Annotated in this window: 17 protein-coding genes; 5 read left to right on the forward strand and 12 right to left on the reverse strand. The window is 69.0% G+C overall.

All coding sequences use genetic code 11. The annotated features are described in order from the left end of the window. Position 1: 1 nt before the first annotated feature. The 11 genes from CKO41_RS03070 to CKO41_RS03120 all read right to left on the reverse strand — a co-directional run bounded on the left by CKO41_RS03070 (position 2) and on the right by CKO41_RS03120 (position 10,781). Positions 2-274 (reverse strand): K+/H+ antiporter subunit F, encoded by a 273-nt coding sequence (locus CKO41_RS03070; protein ID WP_200252006.1) that lies wholly within the window; start codon positions 272-274, stop codon positions 2-4. Continuing rightward, positions 271-756 (reverse strand): Na+/H+ antiporter subunit E, encoded by a 486-nt coding sequence (locus CKO41_RS03075; protein ID WP_200252005.1) that lies wholly within the window; start codon positions 754-756, stop codon positions 271-273. Before CKO41_RS03075 ends, CKO41_RS03070 begins: the two co-directional genes overlap by 4 nt. Further along, entirely contained in the window at positions 756-2,282 is a 1,527-nt protein-coding gene (locus tag CKO41_RS03080; RefSeq protein WP_200252002.1) for a monovalent cation/H+ antiporter subunit D, read from the reverse strand. The genes CKO41_RS03075 and CKO41_RS03080 overlap by 1 nt, the downstream gene beginning before the upstream one ends. Next, positions 2,279-2,650: a Na+/H+ antiporter subunit C gene (locus tag CKO41_RS03085; RefSeq protein WP_200252000.1), complete on the reverse strand. Its 372-nt coding sequence runs from the start codon at positions 2,648-2,650 to the stop codon at positions 2,279-2,281. Before CKO41_RS03085 ends, CKO41_RS03080 begins: the two co-directional genes overlap by 4 nt. After that, positions 2,650-5,454, reverse strand: coding sequence for a monovalent cation/H+ antiporter subunit A (locus CKO41_RS03090; RefSeq protein WP_200381229.1), 2,805 nt, complete (start codon positions 5,452-5,454; stop codon positions 2,650-2,652). Before CKO41_RS03090 ends, CKO41_RS03085 begins: the two co-directional genes overlap by 1 nt. A gap of 263 nt (positions 5,455-5,717) precedes the next feature. Beyond that, complete coding sequence (locus CKO41_RS03095) at positions 5,718-6,110, reverse strand: carboxymuconolactone decarboxylase family protein (protein ID WP_200251998.1); 393 nt, start codon at positions 6,108-6,110, stop codon at positions 5,718-5,720. Positions 6,111-6,367: 257 nt separating this feature from the next. Beyond that, a complete protein-coding gene (dmeF, locus tag CKO41_RS03100; RefSeq protein ID WP_200381230.1) occupies positions 6,368-7,366 on the reverse strand; it encodes a CDF family Co(II)/Ni(II) efflux transporter DmeF in 999 nt (332 codons plus the stop codon). A gap of 70 nt (positions 7,367-7,436) precedes the next feature. After that, the gene (locus CKO41_RS03105) at positions 7,437-7,682 is read right to left on the reverse strand and encodes a FeoC-like transcriptional regulator (protein ID WP_200251996.1); all 246 of its coding nucleotides are present in this window, start codon (positions 7,680-7,682) and stop codon (positions 7,437-7,439) included. Between the two features lie 24 nt (positions 7,683-7,706). Continuing rightward, a complete protein-coding gene (feoB, locus tag CKO41_RS03110) occupies positions 7,707-10,067 on the reverse strand; it encodes a Fe(2+) transporter permease subunit FeoB (RefSeq protein ID WP_200381231.1) in 2,361 nt (786 codons plus the stop codon). Further along, positions 10,064-10,300, reverse strand: coding sequence for a FeoA family protein (locus CKO41_RS03115; RefSeq protein WP_200381232.1), 237 nt, complete (start codon positions 10,298-10,300; stop codon positions 10,064-10,066). The genes feoB and CKO41_RS03115 overlap by 4 nt, the downstream gene beginning before the upstream one ends. A 94-nt stretch (positions 10,301-10,394) precedes the next feature. Continuing rightward, on the reverse strand, positions 10,395-10,781 hold the full coding sequence (locus tag CKO41_RS03120) for a FeoA family protein (protein WP_200381233.1): 387 nt from the start codon (positions 10,779-10,781) through the stop codon (positions 10,395-10,397). Between the two features lie 689 nt (positions 10,782-11,470). On the opposite strand from CKO41_RS03120, the gene CKO41_RS03125 reads away from it, so the two are divergent. Together CKO41_RS03125 and CKO41_RS03130 are read left to right on the forward strand one after the other, a co-directional pair. After that, complete coding sequence (locus tag CKO41_RS03125; RefSeq protein WP_200250794.1) at positions 11,471-12,289, forward strand: glycine/sarcosine N-methyltransferase; 819 nt, start codon at positions 11,471-11,473, stop codon at positions 12,287-12,289. Then, positions 12,286-13,128: an SAM-dependent methyltransferase gene (locus CKO41_RS03130; protein WP_200250792.1), complete on the forward strand. Its 843-nt coding sequence runs from the start codon at positions 12,286-12,288 to the stop codon at positions 13,126-13,128. The genes CKO41_RS03125 and CKO41_RS03130 overlap by 4 nt, the downstream gene beginning before the upstream one ends. A gap of 209 nt (positions 13,129-13,337) precedes the next feature. Here the strand turns inward: CKO41_RS03130 and folE are convergent, their stop codons facing one another. Further along, positions 13,338-13,976: a GTP cyclohydrolase I FolE gene (gene folE / locus CKO41_RS03135; protein WP_200250790.1), complete on the reverse strand. Its 639-nt coding sequence runs from the start codon at positions 13,974-13,976 to the stop codon at positions 13,338-13,340. A 718-nt stretch (positions 13,977-14,694) separates the two neighbouring features. Here folE and CKO41_RS03140 point away from each other — a divergent pair. From CKO41_RS03140 to CKO41_RS03150, 3 genes are read left to right on the forward strand one after another with little or no spacing between them, the layout of a single operon-like run. After that, positions 14,695-16,470, forward strand: a complete 1,776-nt coding sequence (locus CKO41_RS03140; RefSeq protein ID WP_200381234.1) for an N-acetylglutaminylglutamine amidotransferase — start codon at positions 14,695-14,697, stop codon at positions 16,468-16,470. 17 nt (positions 16,471-16,487) lie between these two features. Further along, positions 16,488-18,236 (forward strand): N-acetylglutaminylglutamine synthetase, encoded by a 1,749-nt coding sequence (gene ngg / locus CKO41_RS03145; RefSeq protein ID WP_200381235.1) that lies wholly within the window; start codon positions 16,488-16,490, stop codon positions 18,234-18,236. A 5-nt stretch (positions 18,237-18,241) separates the two neighbouring features. Further along, positions 18,242-19,342 (forward strand): osmoprotectant NAGGN system M42 family peptidase, encoded by a 1,101-nt coding sequence (locus CKO41_RS03150; RefSeq protein ID WP_338113727.1) that lies wholly within the window; start codon positions 18,242-18,244, stop codon positions 19,340-19,342. The last annotated feature ends 37 nt before the right edge of the window (positions 19,343-19,379 follow it).

Raw genomic sequence — 19,379 nt, forward strand, 5'->3', positions numbered from 1 at the left:
CCTATTCGATCAGGTCGCCGCGCAACTGGTACTTGCAGAAGGCCGCGGTGCCGATGAAGCCGATCAAGGCCAGCACCAGGGCCGATTCGAAGTAGACCGTCGTGTCGAAGTGGATGCCGAGGACGACGAGCAGCGCGATCGTGTTGATGAAGAGGGTGTCGAGCGCCAGGACCCGGTCGGTGTCGTCCGGCCCGATGGCGAGCCGCCACAGGTTGAGCAGGATCGCGACCGCGAGCATCGCGAGCGCGGCGTAGATCGAGAGCGATAGGATCATCCGAGGATCTCCTTCAGCGGGGCCTCGTAGCGTGCCTTGATCTCGGCGCACACGGCGACCGGATCGGCCGTGTCGAGCGCGTGCACGAGCAGGGTGGCGCGGTCGGCGGCGATGTCGGCCGAGAGGGTACCGGGGGTCAGGGAGACGACGCTCGCGAGGAGCGTGATCGCGAAGTCATCGGTCAGCTCGAGCGGGACCTCGATGAAGGTCGGTCGCAACCGCTGCGGGGCGCCGAGGACGAGGCGCGCGACCTCCAGGTTGGCGATCAGGATATCGACGAGCAAGCGGGCGACGTAGCCGACCAGCAGCCAGGGGCGGCGCAGCCGTGGGCGCTGTGGCCAGAAGGCGCTGGTCAGGTACGGGACGGCGATGCCCAGCGCGCCGCCGAGCAGGACCTGGGCCACGCTCACCTGGTTGACGAGAAAGAGCCAGAGCAGCGCGATCGTCGCCGACATCAGCGGGTGCGGCAGCCAGCGATCCATCAGGGGACCTCCCGTGGGATCCGCGCCGAGGCCGGCGCCTCGCCGAGCACGGCCTCGATGTAGCCGGCCGTGTCCCTCGTTTGCACGGCGGTGGCCCGGGCGAACTCGGACATCGGGCCGCCGAAGATCACGAGCGCCGGGCTCGCCGCGAGCAGGAGCAGCGCCGGGACGAGCCGGCGCGGCGCCGGCGCCTTGCAGGATTCGGAAACGCCGCCGCGCCAGAAGAGATCGCTGCCGGCGCGGGTCATGCTGACCAGGATCAGCAGCCCCGAGAGCAGCACCGTCGTCCAGATCCAGGGCGCCCAAGGGGTCGTCCGGGCGGCGTCGAGGATCAGGAGCTTGCCGATCAGACCGCTCAACGGCGGCATGCCGACCACGGCGATGGCGGCGATGAAGAAGAGCACGGCGAGCGGTCCGCTGCCGGCCGGCCGCTCGTCGTCGGAGCTGATCAGCGCCGCGCGCGGGCGGCCATGGGCGATCAGATCGGCGAGCAGGAACAGGGCGCCGGTGACGAGGGTCGTGTGGACCAGGTAGAAGAGGGCGCCGGTGAGGCCGGCGGTGCTGTCGAGGCCGACCGCGATCAACAGCGTGCCGACCGAGACCATGACCAGATAGGCGACCTTCTGACGCAGGTCGCGGCTGGCCATGGCCCCGACGGTGCCGGCCGCCATGGTCGCCAGGGCGGCGCCCGCGAGCCAAGGCCCGGCGACGCCGGCGAGCGGCCCGTCGCCGTGACCGAATAGGCCGAAGACGCGCACGATCGCATAGACGCCGACCTTGGTCATGATCGCGAAGAGGGCGGCGACCGGGGCCGCGGCGTGGCCGTAGGCGTGCGGCAGCCAGAAGTGCAGCGGCAACACGGCCGCCTTCAGCGCGAAGACGCCGAGGAGCAGCAGGGCGCCAGCCTCGGCGAGGGCCGCGTCGGCCGGGTCGAGCGTCGCCAGCACGCGACCGAGGTCGGCCATGTTCAGGGTGCCGGTGACGGCGTAGAGGATGCCGATCGCGATCAAGAAGAGCGACGAGCCGATCAGATTGAGTACGACATAGTGCAGGCCGGCGCGGGTGCGCTGGCGGCCGCCGCCGTGCAGCAGCAGACCGTACGAGGCGATCAGCAGGATCTCGAAGAAGACGAACAGGTTGAACAGATCCCCGGTCAGGAAGGCGCCGTTGAGCCCGAGGAGCTGGAACTGGAACAGGGCGTGGAAGAGCGGTCCGTCGCGGTCGCCTCCCTGGAGCGCGTAGGCCATGGTCGCGAGCGCGAGCACCGAGGTGAGCGCGACGAGCAGCGCCGCGAGCCGGTCGAGGACCAGCACGATCCCGAACGGCGCCGGCCAGTCGCCGACCAGGTAGACCTGGATCTCGCCCTGCCCGGCGAGCGCGACGAGTTGCAGCGAGACGTCGAGCAGGATCGCCAGGGCGATCAGGCTGACACTGCGGCGCAGGCGTAGCGAGGTGCGCTCGGCGATCAGCAGCAGCGCCCCGGCGGCGAGCGGGATGAGCAGCGGTGCGAGGAGGAGATGATTCATCGGTCCTCCTCCTTGTCGGCGTCGTCGGGTGACTCGTCATCGAGGGTGGCGCCCGTCTCGTCGACGTGTTCGGAACCGAGCTCGGCGCGGGCGCGCAGGGCGAGCACGACGACGAAGGCTGTCATCGCGAAGCCGATCACGATGGCGGTCAGGACCAGCGCCTGCGGCAGCGGATCCGTGTAGGGTGGCCCCGCGGCGATCAGTGCCGGGCGATTGCGTGCCAGGCCGCCGCTGGCGAAGAGGAAGAGGTTCGTCGCGTAGGACAGCAGGACCAGCCCGAGGACGACCGAGAAGGTCTGGGCGCGCAGCACCAGATAGAGACCGCCGGCGACCAGGACGCCGATCGCGATCGCGAGCAACAGCTCCATCAATCCTCCCCCCTCGGCGACATGTTCGCGGCGCCGGGGCGGTTCAGCCGCCCGAGCCCCTCCAGGATCAGCATCACGGTGCCGAGGACGACGAGGAAGACGCCGATGTCGAAGGCCAGGGCGCTGGCCAGTTCGAGGTCGCCGAGGATGGAGACGTGCGGGTGCAGGGTCGCCGAGGTCAGGAACGGCCGGTCGAAGGCGAGCGAGCCGAGGCCGGTCGCGGCGGCGAGCAGGAGGCCGACGCCGACCAGCGCGAAATAGCTCACCCGTAGCCGCGCCTCGGTCCAGGCGAGGCCGCTCGCGAGGAGTTGGAGGATCAGCCCGACCGCGGCGACCAGGCCGGCGATGAAGCCGCCGCCCGGGCTGTTGTGGCCGCGCAGCAGGATGAAGACCGCGACGGTCAGGGCCAGCGGCAGCAGGGGCCGGCTCATCGCCGCCATGATCAGCGGATGGCGGTCGTCGGCCCAGGGCCGGCCGGTCGGATCGCCGGCCCGGATCGGCAGGCGTAACCGCCAGAGGAGCGCGACGATGGCGGTCGCGGCGATCGCGAGCACGGTGATCTCCCCGAGGGTGTCGAGGCCGCGGAAGTCGACGAGGATCACGTTGACGACATTCTGCCCGCCGCCGAACGGCTTGGAGAAGGCCAGGAAGTAGTCCGAGATCGACGGCGTGGTGCGGGTCATCAGGGCGAAGGCGACGATCGCCGTACCCAGGCCCGCGACGGCGGCGAGGGTCAGGTCGCGCCGGTGCCGCCAGCGCGAGACGCTCAGGGCCGGGTCGCCAGGCAGGAAGAAGAGGGCCAACAGCATCAGCACGGTCGTGATCAGCTCCACCGAGAGCTGGGTCAAGGCCAGATCCGGCGCCGAGAAATGGATGAAGGTCAGCGTCACCATCAGGCCGACCAGGCTGATGACGATCAGCGCGCGCAGCCGCTGCCGGCGCACCCTGACCGTGGCCAGCGTGGCGACGGCGAGGACGAGGAGGATCGTCGCCGCGATCCCGTCGAGCGGTGTCGGCGCGCGCTCGCCGGCGAGGTGGAAATCGCCGAGCAGCAGTGGCGTCGCCGCGAGGACGATGGTGGTGCCGATCAGCCAGGCGACGTAGCGACGCAGGGACTCGTTGTCGATGCGGGCGATCAGGTCGTTGGCCAGTTGCCGGACCCGCAGCACCGTGTACTGGAACGCCGCGGCCCCGGAGGTGCGTGGGAAGTAGCGGTCGTGGGCGGCGAATAGCCGCTGGCGTTGGCTGTAGAGGGCCAGGCCGCCGAGGAGCGCGATCAGACTCATCAGGAACGGCAGCGACAGTCCGTGCCAGATGGCCAGGCTGAAGTCCGGCGAGAATCCGAGCAGGCTATCGACCCCGACGTCGAGGATCGGGCGCACCGTCTGGGCCGGGACGATGCCGATCAGCAGGCAGGCGGCGACCAGGACCGCGACCGGGATCTTCATCCAGAACGGCGGCTCGTGGGGGGTGCGGGGCAGATCGATCGGCGCGCCGTTGAAGAAGACGTCGTGGATGAAACGCATCGAGTAGGCGACGGCGAAGATGCCGGCCAGGGTCGCGGCCGTCGGGATCAGCCAGTTGAGAGGGCCGAGCCAGTCGGTGTGGACCGTCTCGGCGAAGAACATCTCCTTGCTCAGGAAGCCGTTGAGCAGCGGCACGCCGGCCATCGCCGCGGCCGCGACCATCGCCAGCGTCGCCGTATAGGGCATGAAGCGCCAGAGGCCGTTGATCTGGCGCATATCGCGCGTGCCGGTCTCGTGATCGATGATGCCGGCGGCCATGAACAGCGAGGCCTTGAACACGGCGTGGTTGCCGACGTGGAAGAGGGCGGCGACGGCCCCGAGCGGGGTGCCGAGCCCGAACAGAAACGTGATCAGGCCGAGGTGGCTGATCGTCGAGTAGGCGAGCAGGCCCTTGAGGTCATGTTTGAAGATGGCGATGTAGGCGCCGAACAGCAGCGTGAACATCCCGACGCCGCCGACCAGATAGAACCAGGTCTCGGTACCGGAGAAGACCGGGAAGAGGCGGGCGAGGAGGAAGACGCCGGCCTTCACCATGGTCGCCGAGTGCAGATAGGCCGACACCGGCGTCGGTGCCGACATCGCGTTCGGCAGCCAGAAGTGGAACGGGAACTGGGCCGATTTCGTGAAGGCCCCGGCGAGGATCAGCAGCAGGGCCGGCAGGTGCAGCGGGTGTTCGCGGACGAGATCCCCGGAGGCCAGCACGACCGAGAGCTCGAAGCTGCCGACGATGGCACCGAGCAACAGGAAACCGGCGAGGAGCGCGAGGCCCCCACCGGCGGTGATCGCCAGCGCCATCCGTGCCCCCTGCCGGGCGACGCGGGTCTGCGGGTTATAGGCGATCAGGAGGAAGGAGCTGAGACTCGTCAGCTCCCAGAAGATCAGCAGCAGGAGCAGGTTGTCGGAGAGGACGATGCCGAGCATCGCCCCCTGGAAGAGCAGGAGCAGCGCGTAGAAGCGGCCCAGACCGTCCTTCGCCGGCAGGTAATAGAAGGCGTAGAGGAAGACCAGCAGGCCGATGCCTGTGATCAGCAGCACGAACAGCAGCGCGAGGCCGTCGAGTCGGAACGACAACGACAGCCCGAGCAGCGGGATCCAGTCGCGGTGGCTGTGGATCTCTCCACCGGCGAGGACCTGGGGCGTGAGCCACAGGGTGATCGCCAGCGCCGCGCTCGTGACCAGGGCGGCCGCCCAGGCGGGTGCCGGCCGGCCGTGGCGGGCGACGAGGGGCGGCAGCGCGGCCCCGAGCAGCGGGAGCAGGATGATCGCGGCGATTGGCATGGAATCGATGACTGGTGGACGGGCTCAAGGATTCGACGTGAACACCGCAGGGCAAGCCGACCGGCCGAAGCCCGTCGCGCCCGCGGTGCGCCTATGTCGCCGCGACCTCCGTGTGTGAAGATGCTCGTTCTGGTGCCGAAGCGATCGGTCGCCCGAGCGCCCACCCCGACGGTGTCGGTCGATCGTGGCGCTCGGGATGGCTCGATTATGCCACGGCGCAGGGCGTCGATGCAGGCAGTCCGCCGGTGCCTCAGGGCGGGCCACTAGTCGACCGGCTCGCCCTCCTCGTCGAGGTAGACCAGGTTGGCGGCGCGCTCGACCTCGGCGGTGTAGGTCAACGCGGGGCCACCGCCCATCATGATGGCGACCGCGCAGGTCTCCATGACCTCCTCGAGGGTCACGCCGACGGCCTTGCAGGCCCGCACATGCATGATGATGCAGTAGTGGCAGCGCAGCACGATGGCCATGCCGAGCGACATCAGTTCCTTCTGCTTGCGGCTCAAGGCGCCGGGCTTCATCGCCTCGCGCATGAAGGCCTGCGTGGCCCCCATCGTCGCTGGCTGGTACTCGGCCATCAGTTCGAGGCCGCGGTGGGCGTGCTCTAGGACCTTCTTGGCGCTGTCGGATCCCTTGGGTTTTCTGGCTGTGTCGGACATCTTGAAAGCGGCTCCAGTCGATACGGCTATGGAAGAATATCCATATATTATTATTTTTTCATTAATAAACGCGTCACGGCATTCTGTTTCTCAATGATTGCTGCGGTGGCCGGGCAATCCTCGGCCGTGGTCCTGTGGGGTGCGGCGATCGCCGGTCGCGCTGGCCGACGCGGTGCGCAGATGGCGGCGGCCCGTGCTGGCCGTGCAGCGAGTCGACGGGGGTGTGGCGTGGGTGTCCTGAGGTCGGGGGCGGCGGCTCAGGCCGGCCGGGGCTGTGTGTCATTGGCCGCGCGGCAGGCGGCCTGGCGGCACTGGTTGACCTCGACGGTCACATGCACCAGCCCAGGCACCCGTGCGAGGCGCTGACGGTAGTGCTCGGGCGGGTTCGGCTGGTGGGTCACGAGCGAGACGATGCAGGCGCGTCCGGCCGGGGCGATGCGCCAGATGTGCAGATCGGCGATCTCGGTGTCCGAGTCGCTCTCGAGGGCCTGGCGGATCGCCTCGGTGATCTGGTCGTGATCCCCGGCGTCGAGCAGCACCTGGGCGCTCTCGCGGGCGAGCCCGAAGGCCCAGCGGCCGATCAGCAGGGCCCCGGCGATGCCCATCAGCGGGTCGAGGAATGACCACCCGTAGGCGAGCGCGAGACCGAGGGCGGCTAGGGCCAGGACCGAGGTGAGCGCGTCGGCGAGGACATGCAGGTAAGCGGCCTTGAGATTGTGATCCTGCAACCGGCCCGTGACGGAGGCCCGACCCTCGGCGTCGTGCCCGTGCCCGTGCCCGTGACTGTGGTCGTGACTGTGCCCATGGTGCCCAAGCAGCCAGGCGCTCGCCAGGTTCACGACGAGACCGAAGGCGGCGACCGCGATCGCCTCCTCGTAGTGGATCTCGACCGGATCGACCAGGCGCGAGATGGATTCGACGGCCATCCAGAGCGCCCCAGCGGCGAGTAGCAGGGCGCTCGAATAGCCGGCCAGCGACGAGACCTTGCCGGTGCCGAAGGTGAAGCGCGGGTCGCTGCCGCGACGCCGGGCGAAGGCGTAGGCGTAGGCCGCGATGCCGAGCGCCGCGGCGTGACTGCCCATGTGCCAGCCATCGGCGAGTAGGGCCATCGAGCCCGTCAGCCAGCCGGCGATGAGTTCGATGGCCATCGCCGCCAGGGTCAGGGCGATGACCCAGTGGGTGCGCCGCTCGGCCTGGCGCTGGCCGGCCGTCGCGTAGTCGTGGGAGTGGCGCCAGCGGCTCAGGTCGTGGTGCATGCGCGCCCCGGTTCCGCGATGGCCGACTGCTCGGGCCGGGCCGTCCGCGCCATCCGGTCCGGCCGAGACATCACTGGCGGGTTGGCGCTGGCGCCTCGCCGAGCCACTCCCAGGCCTCGAGGCTCGCCGGGTCGCAGTGACCGCAGCCGGAGCGGCAGCCGGCGGCCCCCGCGATCCGCCGCACGCGGCCCTTGCGCTCGAGGGTCGCGAGCATCCCGCGCACGGCATCGGGGCTCGCGCCGAAGCGGTGCGAGAGGTCCAGCAGGGCGACCCGCTGATGGCGGGCCAGGTAGGTCGTGAGTTCCGATAGGATCATCGCTTGCCCTCCGCGGTCGGTCGCTCAGGAGGCCCGCCCGGTCTGCGCCGTCGCAGGCGGGACGCGTCTCGCCCACAGCCGCATCGTGACCACGGCGGCCGTGAACAGGGCCAGCACGATGCCGATCCAGGTGGCCGAGCTGGCCGGGTCGCGCGAGAAGATGGCCGTCTGGTAGAACAGGGTCGCCACCAGGTAGCCCATGCCCGTGGTCCAGGCGACGGCGAAGACGGTCCAGCCCGGCGTCGTCTCGCGGTAGATGGCGGCGATGGCCGCGACGCACGGGGCGTAGAGCAGGATGAAGAGCAGGTAGGCGAAGGCCCCGGCGGCCCCGTCGAAGCGTGCCGCCATCGCGCCGAAGGTCGTCGGGGTGACCTCCTGCGATTCGGCGGCGAGTCGCGGATCGCTGAGGTCGCCGACGTCCAGGCCCATCGGGTCGGACCAGGCGCCGACGGCACCGGCCAGGTTGGTCGGTACGGTCGCGAGGGCCGCCGCCAGCCCGCCGACCAGGTCGTAGGGCGCGCCTGCCTCCGCGTCGCCCGCCAGGCCAGCGTCGGCCAACGCGAGTGCCGAGTAGGTGGCGTCCAGCGTGCCGACGACGGCCTCCTTGGCGAGGATGCCGGTGAAGATGCCGACCGTCGCCGGCCAGTTCTCCTCGTCGAGGCCCATCGGGGCGAAGGCCGGGGCGAGCGTGCGGCCGATCTCGGCGAGCACCGAGCGGTCGCTGTCCTCGTTGCCGTAGCTGCCATCGGTGCCGAGGCTGTTGAGGACGTTGAGGACCAGGACCATCGGCACGATGATCCGCCCGGCGCGCACGACGAACCCCTGGGTGCGATCCAGGGTGCGCAGCGCCACGCCCTTCAACGTCGGCAGGTGGTAGGGCGGCAGCTCCATGACGAACGGCGTCGCCTCGCCCTTCAGCAGCGTGTTCTTCAGGATGAAGCCGGTCGCCACCGCGACCGCGATGCCGATCAGATACAGGCCGAAGACGACGTTCTGACCGCCGACCGGGAAGAAGGCGGCGGCGAACAGGACGTAGACGGGCAGGCGTGCCCCGCAGGACATGAAGGGCGCCATCAGGATGGTCAGGATGCGGTCGCGTTGGTTCTCCAACGTGCGGGTCGCCATGATCGCCGGCACGTTGCAGCCGAAGCCGACCAGGAGGGGCACGAAGGACTTGCCCGGCAGGCCGATGGCGCGCATGAAGCGGTCGACGACGAAGGCGGCCCGCGCCATGTAGCCCGAGTCCTCGAGCACCGACAGAAAGATGTAGAGGAAGGCGATGATCGGGATGAAGGTCGCGACCACCTGGATGCCGCCGCCGAGCCCGTCGGCGAGGAGCAGGATCGACCACTCGGGGGCGTGCATCGCACCGAGCAGTTCGGCGGTCCCGTCGACGAAGAGCACCCCGGCGGCCTGATCGAACAGATCGATGAAGGCCCCGCCGATGTTGATCGTGAACATGAACATCAGGTACATCACGACCAGGAAGATCGGGATGCCCGCCAGGCGGTTGAGCATGACCCGGTCGATCCGGTCGGAGACGTTGCGTGGGATCTCGGCGGTGTGCCGGACGGCCGCCTGCGTCACGGCATGGGCGAAGCCGTAGCGGGCGTCGGCGAGCAAGATGTCGACGTCATCGGCCTGCTCACCGAGGAGCGCCCGGACCTCGGCGGCGGGGATGCGCTCCCCGACGAGGCGCCGGGCCAGGTCGTCGCCCTCGAGCAGCCGGGTCGCGAGCCAGCGCGGCGGGTCGCCCTGCGCGCGGGCGATTGGCTCGAGCCGCGGGCGCAGGGTCGCGATCGCCGACTCCAGGACGCCGTCGTAGGTCAGCTCGAGCATCGGCGTCGGCGGATCGGCGACGCACTGGTGGAGCACCTGCTTGAGGTGGTGGATGCCCTCGCCGGTCGCCGCCGAGATCGGCACCACCGGGCAGCCGAGGCGTGCCGAGATGGCCTCGACGTCGATCCGCAGGCCGCGCTCGCGGGCCGCGTCCATCATGTTCAGGGCCACGACCACGGGGCGGCGCATCTCGATCAGCTGGGTCGTCAGGTAGAGGTTGCGCTCGAGGTTGGTCGCATCGAGGATGTTGAGGATCAGGTCCGCCTCGCGGTCGTGGATGTAGTCGCGGGCGATGCGCTCATCGAGGGACAGATCGCGATCGGTGACGTCGAGCGAATAGGTGCCGGGCAGGTCGACGAGTTGGAAGTCGGCCCCGGAGAACCGATAGCGGCCGGTCTTGCGCTCGACCGTCACCCCCGGCCAGTTGCCGACTCGTTGGCGCGAGCCGGTCAACGCGTTGAAGAGCGTCGTCTTGCCGCAGTTGGGGTTGCCGACGACGCCGATCGTGAACTGCTTGCCCTTGGGCGCCTGCACGTCGCCGCTCATGCCAGACGCTCCATCCGCAGGGCCGCCGCCTCGTCCTTGCGCAGGCTGACGGAGGCGCCTCGCACGCGCACCTCGACTGGGTCGCCCATCGGCGCCACCCGCACCACCTGGAGCGTCACGCCTGGGGTCAGGCCCATCGACAGGAGCTTGCGTCGGTAGGCGACGCCGCCCTCGGCGAATCCAAGCACGCGGCCCTGATCGCCGGCGCGCATCTCTCGCAACGTAACTGACATCTGATGACTCGAGGCTCGCAACGGGGAAATGGCGGACCCTGTCCGGTCGATCGGTGGGGTGTTCGAAAGGCTCGGCAAGACAAGCGAGGCGCGATCAGGCGACCGGCGCGACCAGGATCTTGGCGGCCATGCCGCCGCCGAGCGCGATGCGCGTCGCGCCGCGGGCGACGAGGAGCCCGCCGCCTTGGCGCTGCAGGACCCGCAACTCGGTGCCGATGTTGAGGCCCAGATCGGTCAGGCGCAGCGCGAGACCCTTGCCGGCGCGCACCGCCAGGATGCGCACGGCCAGGCCCTCGTCGGCCATCATCAACGGGAACCCCTTCGTCGCCACGGCCTCGGCCCGGGGGGGCTCGGCGTGTGCCGTCGAACCGGCAGGGATCTGGCTCGGTTGCCAGTCCACGGCCGGGGGCCGCTCGCCATCGCGGACGATCGGATCGAGGGCATCGAGGGGGAGGGTGAGGGTCGCGTCGGCCTGGTACATGGAATGGGCTCCGGGGAGGCTCATGCTAACGAGAAACGTTCTTGATCTTAAGTGGTGATCTTATCGCGCGCCGCGGGTTCGAGCAAATCCGTTCGGCGCCCAGATCGTCGCCCGGCGCGACGCCGGGGCGCCGGCTCGGAACACAGGATCGTGGAATGCCGGCCTGTGCGGGGCATTGATGGGGCGCGGGGCCGATCGGGGATCGAGCGGGTGCGGGAATACGCGCGTGCGCGCGCAGAGCGGGCGTTTCATGTGCCTTCATCGCGGATGCCGGCGGCGTGCGTTCGCTCGCCGACTCATTCTGCAAGCCCATGAAATAAATTGGCTAATTCCGTCTTTGTCGGACGCTTCGAATGACATCGCGGAGGCCGAATGCGACCGGTGGGGTAGACGTGCGCGCTCACCTCGGTACAATAAGGGGACTTCAATAACGGCCCGAAGCTGTGCTGACGCCTGGCATCGTCCAGTCAGGCGCGCTGTATGACTTGCGTGCCGACATCAATCCGTCAGAAAACTGACACCGCCACGCCGGAACAGGCGTGCAATCAACGACACGTCGCACGTGTCGGTCGGCAAATGAAGTGATTGCCTTGCAGTGCCCGTGCGGCATCGGCAAGCGCTACCCTTCGGTCGAGCCTCGGGCATCGGCGTTCATTCCACCAGATCCCTGCAACAGGGAGAGGAGATCTATGGCTATCCATGCGCAGAAGCAAGACTTCGGCGACAACCCGTTAGAGGTCCGCGACACCGATCATTACACCGCCGAGTACGTCCATTCCCTCGCCGAGAAGTGGGACCAACTGATCGACTGGGATGCCCGCGCGAGCGGCGAGGGCGACTTCTTCATCGAGGTGCTGCGCGAGCACGGCGCGAAGAAGGTCCTCGACGTCGCCACGGGTACCGGCTTCCACTCGGTGCAGCTGCTGCGCGCCGGCTTCGAGGTGACCAGCGCCGACGGCAGCCCGGCCATGCTCGCCAAGGCCTTCGAGAATGCGCGTGGTTACGATCACATCCTGCGCACCGTCCACGCCGACTGGCGGTGGCTGAATCGCGATGTGCACGATTATTACGACGCCGTCATCTGTCTCGGCAACTCCTTCACGCATCTGCATGACGACAACGACCGTCGCAAGGCCCTCGCCGAATTCTATGCCACGCTGCGCCACGACGGGATCCTGATCATCGATCAGCGCAATTACGACGCGATCCTCGACCATCGTATCGAGCCGACCCACAATTACTACTACTGCGGTGGCAATGTGCGGGCGACCCCCGAGCATGTCGACGAGAGCCTGGCGCGCTTCCGCTACGAGTTCCCCGGCGAGCAGGTCTTCCATCTGAACATGTTCCCGTTGCGCAAGAACTACGTGCGGCAACTGCTGCGCGAGGTCGGGTTCCAGCGGGTCACGACCTACGGCGACTTCAAGGAGACCTACCACGACAACGAGCCGGACTTCTTCATCCATGTCGCGGAGAAGTCCTATATCCAGGGGGGGGACGCCGAATGAGCATGGCCTATTCCGAGACCGTCGAGACGGCCCGTCGCTACTACAACAGCGATGATGCCGACAACTTCTACTTCCTCGTCTGGGGCGGAGAGGACATCCACGTCGGCCTCTACGAGACGCCCCAGGATCCGGTCGACGCGGCGAGCCGTCGCACGGTCGCGCGCATGGCCGACCTCGCCGCGGGCCTCGGCCCGGGCAGTCGCGTGCTCGACATCGGCGCCGGTTACGGCGGCGCCTCCCGCTATCTCGCCAAGCGCTTCGGCTGCCGGGTCACGGCCCTGAACCTGAGCGAGAAGGAGAACGAGCGCAACCGTCTGATGAGCGCCGAGCAGGGGCTCGCCGAGCAGGTCGAGGTCGTCGACGGCAGCTTCGAGGCGATCCCGGCCGAGGATGGGGCGTACGACCTGGTGTGGTCCCAGGACGCGATCCTGCACAGCGGCGCGCGCGAGCAGGTCATCGCCGAGGTGGCCCGCGTGCTGCGCCCTGGCGGCGAACTGATCTTCACCGACCCGATGCAGGCCGACGATTGCCCGGCGGGCGTCTTGGGGCCGGTCCTCGATCGTATCCACCTCGAGAGCCTGGGTTCGGTCGGGTTCTATCGGCAGGCGGCCGCCAAGCACGGCCTCGCCGAGGTCGAGGTCATCGACCTGACCGACAATCTGACCATGCACTACCAGCGGGTGCGCGAGGAGCTGGAGCGGCTGCGGCCCGAGTTGGAGGGCAAGGTCTCCGATGCCTACGTCGAGAACATGGTCAAGGGGCTCAATGCCTGGGTCGATGCCGGGCGCAAGGGCTACCTGAATTGGAGCATCATGCATTTCCGCAAGGCCGCCTCCTGAGCGCGGCCCCGACGGCGGTGCGTCCGGTGCGGTGTCGCCGGGCGGTCCCGGCCGGCGCACGGTGCGCCGGCGGTGTCGGCGAAGCAGTATGACGGGGCCTCCCGGGGCGACCCCGGATCGAGCGGCCGGGCGAAGGCCCGGCATGGCGGGTAGTCAGCGCCGTCGAGGCCGCCGTGCGCGCGCCCGGATGCCGGCGGCGGGCGCCGGGTTCAGGAGCGGATGAACGACATGAACTCCGAGCGCGTGCGCGGGTCGTCCTGGAAGGTGCCGCGCATCGCGCTGGAGACGGTCGTGCTGCGCTGCTTCTGGACCCCGCGCATCATCATGCAGGTGTGGCTCGCCTCCATGACCACGGCGACGCCATGGGCCCCGAGGTGGGTCATCAGGGCGTCGGCGACCTGGTTCGTGAGGCGCTCCTGGACCTGGAGGCGGCGGGCGAACACGTCGACGACCCGCGCGATCTTGCTCAGCCCGACCACCTTGCCATTCGGCAGATAACCGACGTGGGCATGGCCGAAGAAGGGCAGCATGTGGTGCTCGCACAGCGAGTAGAACTCGATGTCGCGCACCACGACCATCTCGGTGCAGTCCTCCTCGAAGAGGGCCTGTCTGATCACATCCTCGGCCGACATCCGGTAGCCGCTGGTCAGGAAGTCCATCGCCTTGGCCACCCGCAGCGGCGTGCGCCTCAGCCCCTCGCGGGCCGGGTCCTCGCCGACGGCCGAGAGCATCGCCTCGACCAAGGCCTCCTTGTGCGGGTCGTAGACCTCGTCGGCGCTCTCGGCATCGAGGCTTGCGGCATAGTGACCGCTGACCGCGACGCGCGACCGTTCGTTGCTGTCGTACATGATCCGAATCCTGTTCCTGCGCCGATGTCGTCGGTGATCGGCCCCGAAATCCAGTGTGGGGTCTCGTCGGAAAAAGCCAAAGGGATCGGCCGGCGGCGCGCGCCAGTCGACCCGATGGCCGGCCCCGTCGGCGCGACGGATCGGTCCTGATCCGCAGAATGCAGGCGGGGCGCACCGGCAGCCTCCGCCGGGGGCGCCTGTGCCGGCAGGCGCCCGCTGGCGGGCGATCCGGGCGGCCAATCGCCGGCAAGTCGGCCCCTATCGGCGCCCTATCGGCGCCCAGCCGGCCGCCCAGGGGGTGATTCGAGCCCGGCCGGCGCCGACTGGGTCCCCCCGGGAGGCGGGCCTCGCCAGCGCACCCCGCCGAGGGGCGACCGGCAACCGTTCGACCAGTTCGGAAACGGGCCGCAGACCGGATCGGCCCGGGTCCCGTGTGGCGCATTGGCCAACGGCGGCGAAATCCGATATACTCTCTAACGCTTTGATTTAACTATTTTGTCCGTCGCGAACGACAGGGACGACTATGTTGCCGATCGCCGTTGCGAAGGTCTCTGCCTGTCGCCGCAGGCCCTCGTCATGATCCAGGCGCTACGGGCGCCGAACCCCGGCGGGGCACCGATCATCGCCCAGGCGCCCCGGTCGCGACGACCGCGCACGGTGCCGCGCCGTTGGGCCTCTCCAGCTTTCCCCCTGCCTTCTGTTAAGGAGATCCGACCCGATGTGTGGCCTTTGCGGTGAGATCCGATTCGACGACGCGCCGATCGACCTGGCGGCCCTCGACAGCATGAACGAGGCACTGGCCCCGCGCGGGCCGGACGGCCGTGGGGTCCATCTCCAGGGTGCCGTCGCGCTCGGTCATCGTCGACTCAGCATCATCGACCTGAGCCGCCATGCCGCCCAGCCGATGGTCGACAGCGCGCTCGGTCTGTCGATCGCCTTCAACGGTTGCATCTACAACTACGAGGCCCTGCGCACCGAGCTCCAGGGGCTCGGCTACCGCTTCTTCTCGCACGGCGACACAGAGGTCGTGCTCAAGGCCTTCCACGCCTGGGGCGCCGACTGCGTCCAGCGTTTCCACGGGATGTTCGCGTTCGCCATCGCCGAGCGCGACAGCGGGCGCCTGACCCTGGTGCGCGATCGCCTCGGCATCAAGCCGCTCTACTATGCCGAGCGGCCCGGTGCGCTGCGCTTCGCCTCGTCGTTGCCGGCCCTGGTGGCCGGGGGCGGCGTCGACACCGAGATCGATCCGGTGGCGCTGCACCACTACATGCATTTCCACGCCGTCGTGCCGGCCCCCTATACGATCCTGCGCGGCGTGCGCAAGCTGCCGCCGGCGACGATCCGCGTCGTCGAGCCGGACGGCCGCCAGCGCGAGCGCACCTATTGGGAGCCGCGCTTCGAGACCCCGGCCGATGAGCGCGGGTTCGGCTTCGAGGACTGGCAGGACCGGGTGCTCGACGCGCTGCGCCGGGCCGTGGAACGGCGCCTGGTGGCGGATGTCGACGTCGGCGTGCTCCTTTCGGGTGGGCTCGACTCGAGCCTCATCGTCGGGCTGTTGGCCGAGCAGGGCCAGCGCGGCCTCAACACCTTCTCGGTCGGCTTCGAGACGGTCGGCGAGGAGGTCGGCGACGAGTTCCAGTACTCCGACCTGATCGCCCGCCACTTCGGCACGGCCCACCACAAGATCCGCGTCGACTCGGCGAGTCGGCTGCTCACCGAACTGCCCAATTGCGTGCGGGCGATGGCCGAGCCGATGGTCAGTCACGACGCGATCGGCTTCTTCCTCCTCTCCCAAGAGGTGAGTCGGCACGTCAAGGTCGTCCAGAGCGGGCAGGGGGCCGACGAGGTCTTCGCCGGCTACCACTGGTATCCGCCGCTCGTCGAGAGCCAAGATCCCGTCGCCGCCTATGCCGCGGCCTTCTGCGACCGCAGCCATGCCGAGTACTGCCGGGCCGTCGACCCGCGCTTCCACGGCGAGGACCATAGCCGCGCGCTGATCGCGAGCCACTTCGCCCGACCGGGTGCGGAGGCGCCGGTCGACAAGGCGCTGCGCCTCGATCAGCTCATCATGCTCGTCGATGATCCGGTCAAGCGCGTCGACAACATGACGATGGCCTGGGGCCTGGAGGCCCGCGTGCCCTTCCTCGACCACGAGCTGGTCGAGCTCGCGGCCCGCATTCCGGATCGCTTCAAGCTCCACGACGACGGCAAGGGGGTGCTCAAGGCCGTCGGCCGGCGGGTCATCCCGGCCGAGGTCATCGACCGCCCGAAGGGCTACTTCCCGGTGCCGGCGCTGAAGTACCTGCGCGGTGACGTGCTCGGTTTCGTGCGCGATCTGGTGACCTCGCCGGCGGCACGTGGGCGGGCCATCTTCCAGCCGGGCTATGTCGAGGAGCTGCTCGCGGCGCCCGAGGCGCATATCACGCCGTTGCGCGGCTCCAAGCTGTGGCAAGTCGCCCTGCTCGAGATGTGGTTCCAGCAACAGGGCCTCTGAGCCCGAGGACCCCGCCCATGACCTCGAAACAGCGCATCCAGCATCGCCTCGCCCGCAGTCGGGCGCCGTCGGTGAAGAATTGGGATCGGCGCCCGCGCAAGGATCAGCATTGCGGCGCCGACGCGGTCATCGACTGCGGCTGGGGTCGGCTGCTGTTCGGGCAGACCTTCACCGACCTCGAAGAGCTCGCCAGGCGCCTCCAGGAGGAACGCCCGGGCAAGCGCGACGTGGCCCTCTATCTGAGCGATCCCCACGTGGTCCTGGCGCACGCCCCGCAGGACCTCTTCCTCGACCCCTCGCACACCTTCCGACTCTGGCTGGAGCGCTACCAGTACTCGGTACGCCGCCCGAAGGGCTTCCGGGTGCGTCTCCTCAATAGCCACGAGGACTGCGTCGCGATCGATCGCCTCTACGCGAGCCGCCACATGGTGCCGCCGGGGCCGGACTTCATCTGGGAGAATCGGGCCTCGAAGGTCCTGACCTACTGGGTCGCCGAGGACGAGCAGGACGGGGCGATCCTCGGCGTCGTCACCGGCGTCGATCACGCGCTGGCCTTCGACGACCCGGAGAATGGCGCGAGCCTCTGGGCGCTGGCCGTCGACGCCCAGGCGATCCACCCCGGGATCGGCGAGACTCTGGTGCGCCAGGTCATCGAGTTCTACCAAGCGCGCGGCCGGGCCTTCCTCGACCTCTCGGTCATTCATGACAACCGTCAGGCGATCCGCCTGTACCAGAAGCTCGGCTTCCAGCGCATCCCGGCCTTCGCGCTCAAGAACAAGAATGCCTACAACGAGCCGCTGTTCATGGGGCCTCAGCCCCATACCGCGCTCAACCCGTATGCGATGATCATCGTCAACGAGGCGCGCCGTCGCGGCATCGGGGTCGAGGTCCTCGACGCCGAGGCCGGCTACTTCGCGCTGATCCTCGGCGGGCGGCGCATCGTCTGCCGGGAATCGCTGAGCGAGCTGACCACGGCCGTTGCGATGAGCCGCTGTGACGACAAGATCGTCACCCACCGGCTGCTGCGCCGCGCCGGTCTGCGGGTCCCGGAGCAGGCCGTCGTCACCGCCCTCGATCAGGCCGAGGCCTTCCTGTCGCGCTTCGGGCGGATCGTCGTCAAGCCGGCGCGCGGCGAGCAGGGGGCCGGGATCAGCGTCGACATCCGCGACCCGCAGGCGCTGCGCGAGGCAGTCGAGGCGGCCCGTCGGGTCTGCGACCGGGTCTTGCTGGAAGAGCTGGTCGTCGGCGAGGACCTGCGCATCATCGTCATCGACTTCCAGGTCGTCGCCGCCGCCGTGCGCCGGCCGCCTCAGATCATGGGCACCGGCCGCCACAGCATCCGCGAGTTGATCCAGGCACAGAGCCGGCGACGGCGCGCCGCGACCGGCGGCGAGAGCAGCATCCCGCTCGACGCCGAGACGGCCCGCTGCTGCGCCCAGGCCGGCTATCGGCTCGATGACGTCCTGCCGGACGGGACGCCGCTGATGGTGCGCAAGGCCGCGAACCTGCACACTGGCGGTACCATCCACGACGTCACCGCGGAGCTGCACCCGCGGCTCGTCGCGGCGGCCCAGGCCGCTGCGCGGGCGCTCGACATCCCGGTCACCGGTCTGGACTTCATCGTACCGGCCGTCGACGGCCCGGATTATGCGATCATCGAGGCCAACGAGCGTCCGGGGCTCGCAAACCACGAACCGCAGCCGACCGCCGAGCGCTTCATCGATCTGCTCTTTCCGCAGACCGTGTTACGGGAGATGAGCTGTTGAAACCGGTGCCGCTCGATACCGAATACTTGACCGATATCCTGCTCAAGCTGCTCTACACGCCGAGTCCATCCGGCTACACCGATCGGATCGTGCACGTCGTCTGCGAGGAGCTCGAGCGGCTCGAGATCCCGTTCGAACTGACCCGTCGCGGGGCGATCCGCGCGACGCTGCGGGGCGAGGTCTCGCAGCCCGACCGGGCGATCGTCGCCCACATCGACACCCTCGGGGCCATGGTCAAGGGCCTGAAGGACAACGGCCGGCTGGAGTTGGTGCCGGTCGGCCACTGGAACGCCCGCTTCGCCGAGGGCGCGCGCGGCACCCTCTACACCGATCTGGGCCAGCATCGCGGTACCATCCTGCCGCTGAAGGCCTCGGGCCACACCTTCGGGCCCGAGATCGACAATCAGCCGGGCGGTTGGGAATATGTCGAGTTCCGCATCGACGAGCAGGTCCACCGCCTGCCCGATCTGCTGCGCTTGGGCGTGCACGTCGGCGACTTCATCGCCATCGATACCAATCCGGAGATCACGACGACCGGCTTCATCAACGCCCGGCACCTCGACGACAAGGCCGGCGCCGCCGTGTTGCTGACGGCCTTGGAGGCGATCCGGCGCGAGCGGGTTGCGCTGCCGGTCGACTGCCATCCGCTCTTCACGATCTCCGAGGAGGTCGGCTCCGGCGCCTCCGGTGCATTGCACCAGGACGTCGCCGAGATGCTGACGATCGACAACGGCACGACGGCCCCGGGGCAGAACTCCAGCGAGTTCGGCGTGACCATCTGCATGGCCGACATGGGCGGGCCGTTCGACTACCACCTGACCCACCGCGTGATCCAGCTCTGCCAGGAGTTCGGTATCCGCCACCAGCGCGACGTCTTCCGCTACTACCGCTCCGACAGCGCCGCGGCACTCGAGGCCGGCAACGACGTGCGCACGGCCCTGGTGACCTTCGGCATCGACGCCTCGCACGGCTACGAGCGCATCCATTTCGACGCCCTGGAGTCGCTCGCCAAGCTGGTGACCATCTACATGCAGGGGCCGCCACTCTACCCCCGCGACCGCTACGACATTGGCCCGCGCGCCGGCTTCTCGACGCTGCCCGGCTGAGCGAACAACCGAGGTAGGCCGGCTCCTACCACGCGCC

The organism is Thiococcus pfennigii (assembly GCF_016583835.1).
GTDB lineage: Bacteria > Pseudomonadota > Gammaproteobacteria > Chromatiales > Chromatiaceae > Thiococcus > Thiococcus pfennigii.

Coding starts and splice junctions, on each gene's coding strand:
- CKO41_RS03070 (WP_200252006.1), bottom strand. CDS start 274: ATGATCCTATCGCTCTCGATCTACGCCGCGCTCGCGATGCTCGCGGTC.
- CKO41_RS03075 (WP_200252005.1), bottom strand. CDS start 756: ATGGATCGCTGGCTGCCGCACCCGCTGATGTCGGCGACGATCGCGCTG.
- CKO41_RS03080 (WP_200252002.1), bottom strand. CDS start 2,282: ATGAATCATCTCCTCCTCGCACCGCTGCTCATCCCGCTCGCCGCCGGG.
- CKO41_RS03085 (WP_200252000.1), bottom strand. CDS start 2,650: ATGGAGCTGTTGCTCGCGATCGCGATCGGCGTCCTGGTCGCCGGCGGT.
- CKO41_RS03090 (WP_200381229.1), bottom strand. CDS start 5,454: ATGCCAATCGCCGCGATCATCCTGCTCCCGCTGCTCGGGGCCGCGCTG.
- CKO41_RS03095 (WP_200251998.1), bottom strand. CDS start 6,110: ATGTCCGACACAGCCAGAAAACCCAAGGGATCCGACAGCGCCAAGAAG.
- dmeF (WP_200381230.1), bottom strand. CDS start 7,366: ATGCACCACGACCTGAGCCGCTGGCGCCACTCCCACGACTACGCGACG.
- CKO41_RS03105 (WP_200251996.1), bottom strand. CDS start 7,682: ATGATCCTATCGGAACTCACGACCTACCTGGCCCGCCATCAGCGGGTC.
- feoB (WP_200381231.1), bottom strand. CDS start 10,067: ATGAGCGGCGACGTGCAGGCGCCCAAGGGCAAGCAGTTCACGATCGGC.
- CKO41_RS03115 (WP_200381232.1), bottom strand. CDS start 10,300: ATGTCAGTTACGTTGCGAGAGATGCGCGCCGGCGATCAGGGCCGCGTG.
- CKO41_RS03120 (WP_200381233.1), bottom strand. CDS start 10,781: ATGTACCAGGCCGACGCGACCCTCACCCTCCCCCTCGATGCCCTCGAT.
- CKO41_RS03125 (WP_200250794.1), top strand. CDS start 11,471: ATGGCTATCCATGCGCAGAAGCAAGACTTCGGCGACAACCCGTTAGAG.
- CKO41_RS03130 (WP_200250792.1), top strand. CDS start 12,286: ATGAGCATGGCCTATTCCGAGACCGTCGAGACGGCCCGTCGCTACTAC.
- folE (WP_200250790.1), bottom strand. CDS start 13,976: ATGTACGACAGCAACGAACGGTCGCGCGTCGCGGTCAGCGGTCACTAT.
- CKO41_RS03140 (WP_200381234.1), top strand. CDS start 14,695: ATGTGTGGCCTTTGCGGTGAGATCCGATTCGACGACGCGCCGATCGAC.
- ngg (WP_200381235.1), top strand. CDS start 16,488: ATGACCTCGAAACAGCGCATCCAGCATCGCCTCGCCCGCAGTCGGGCG.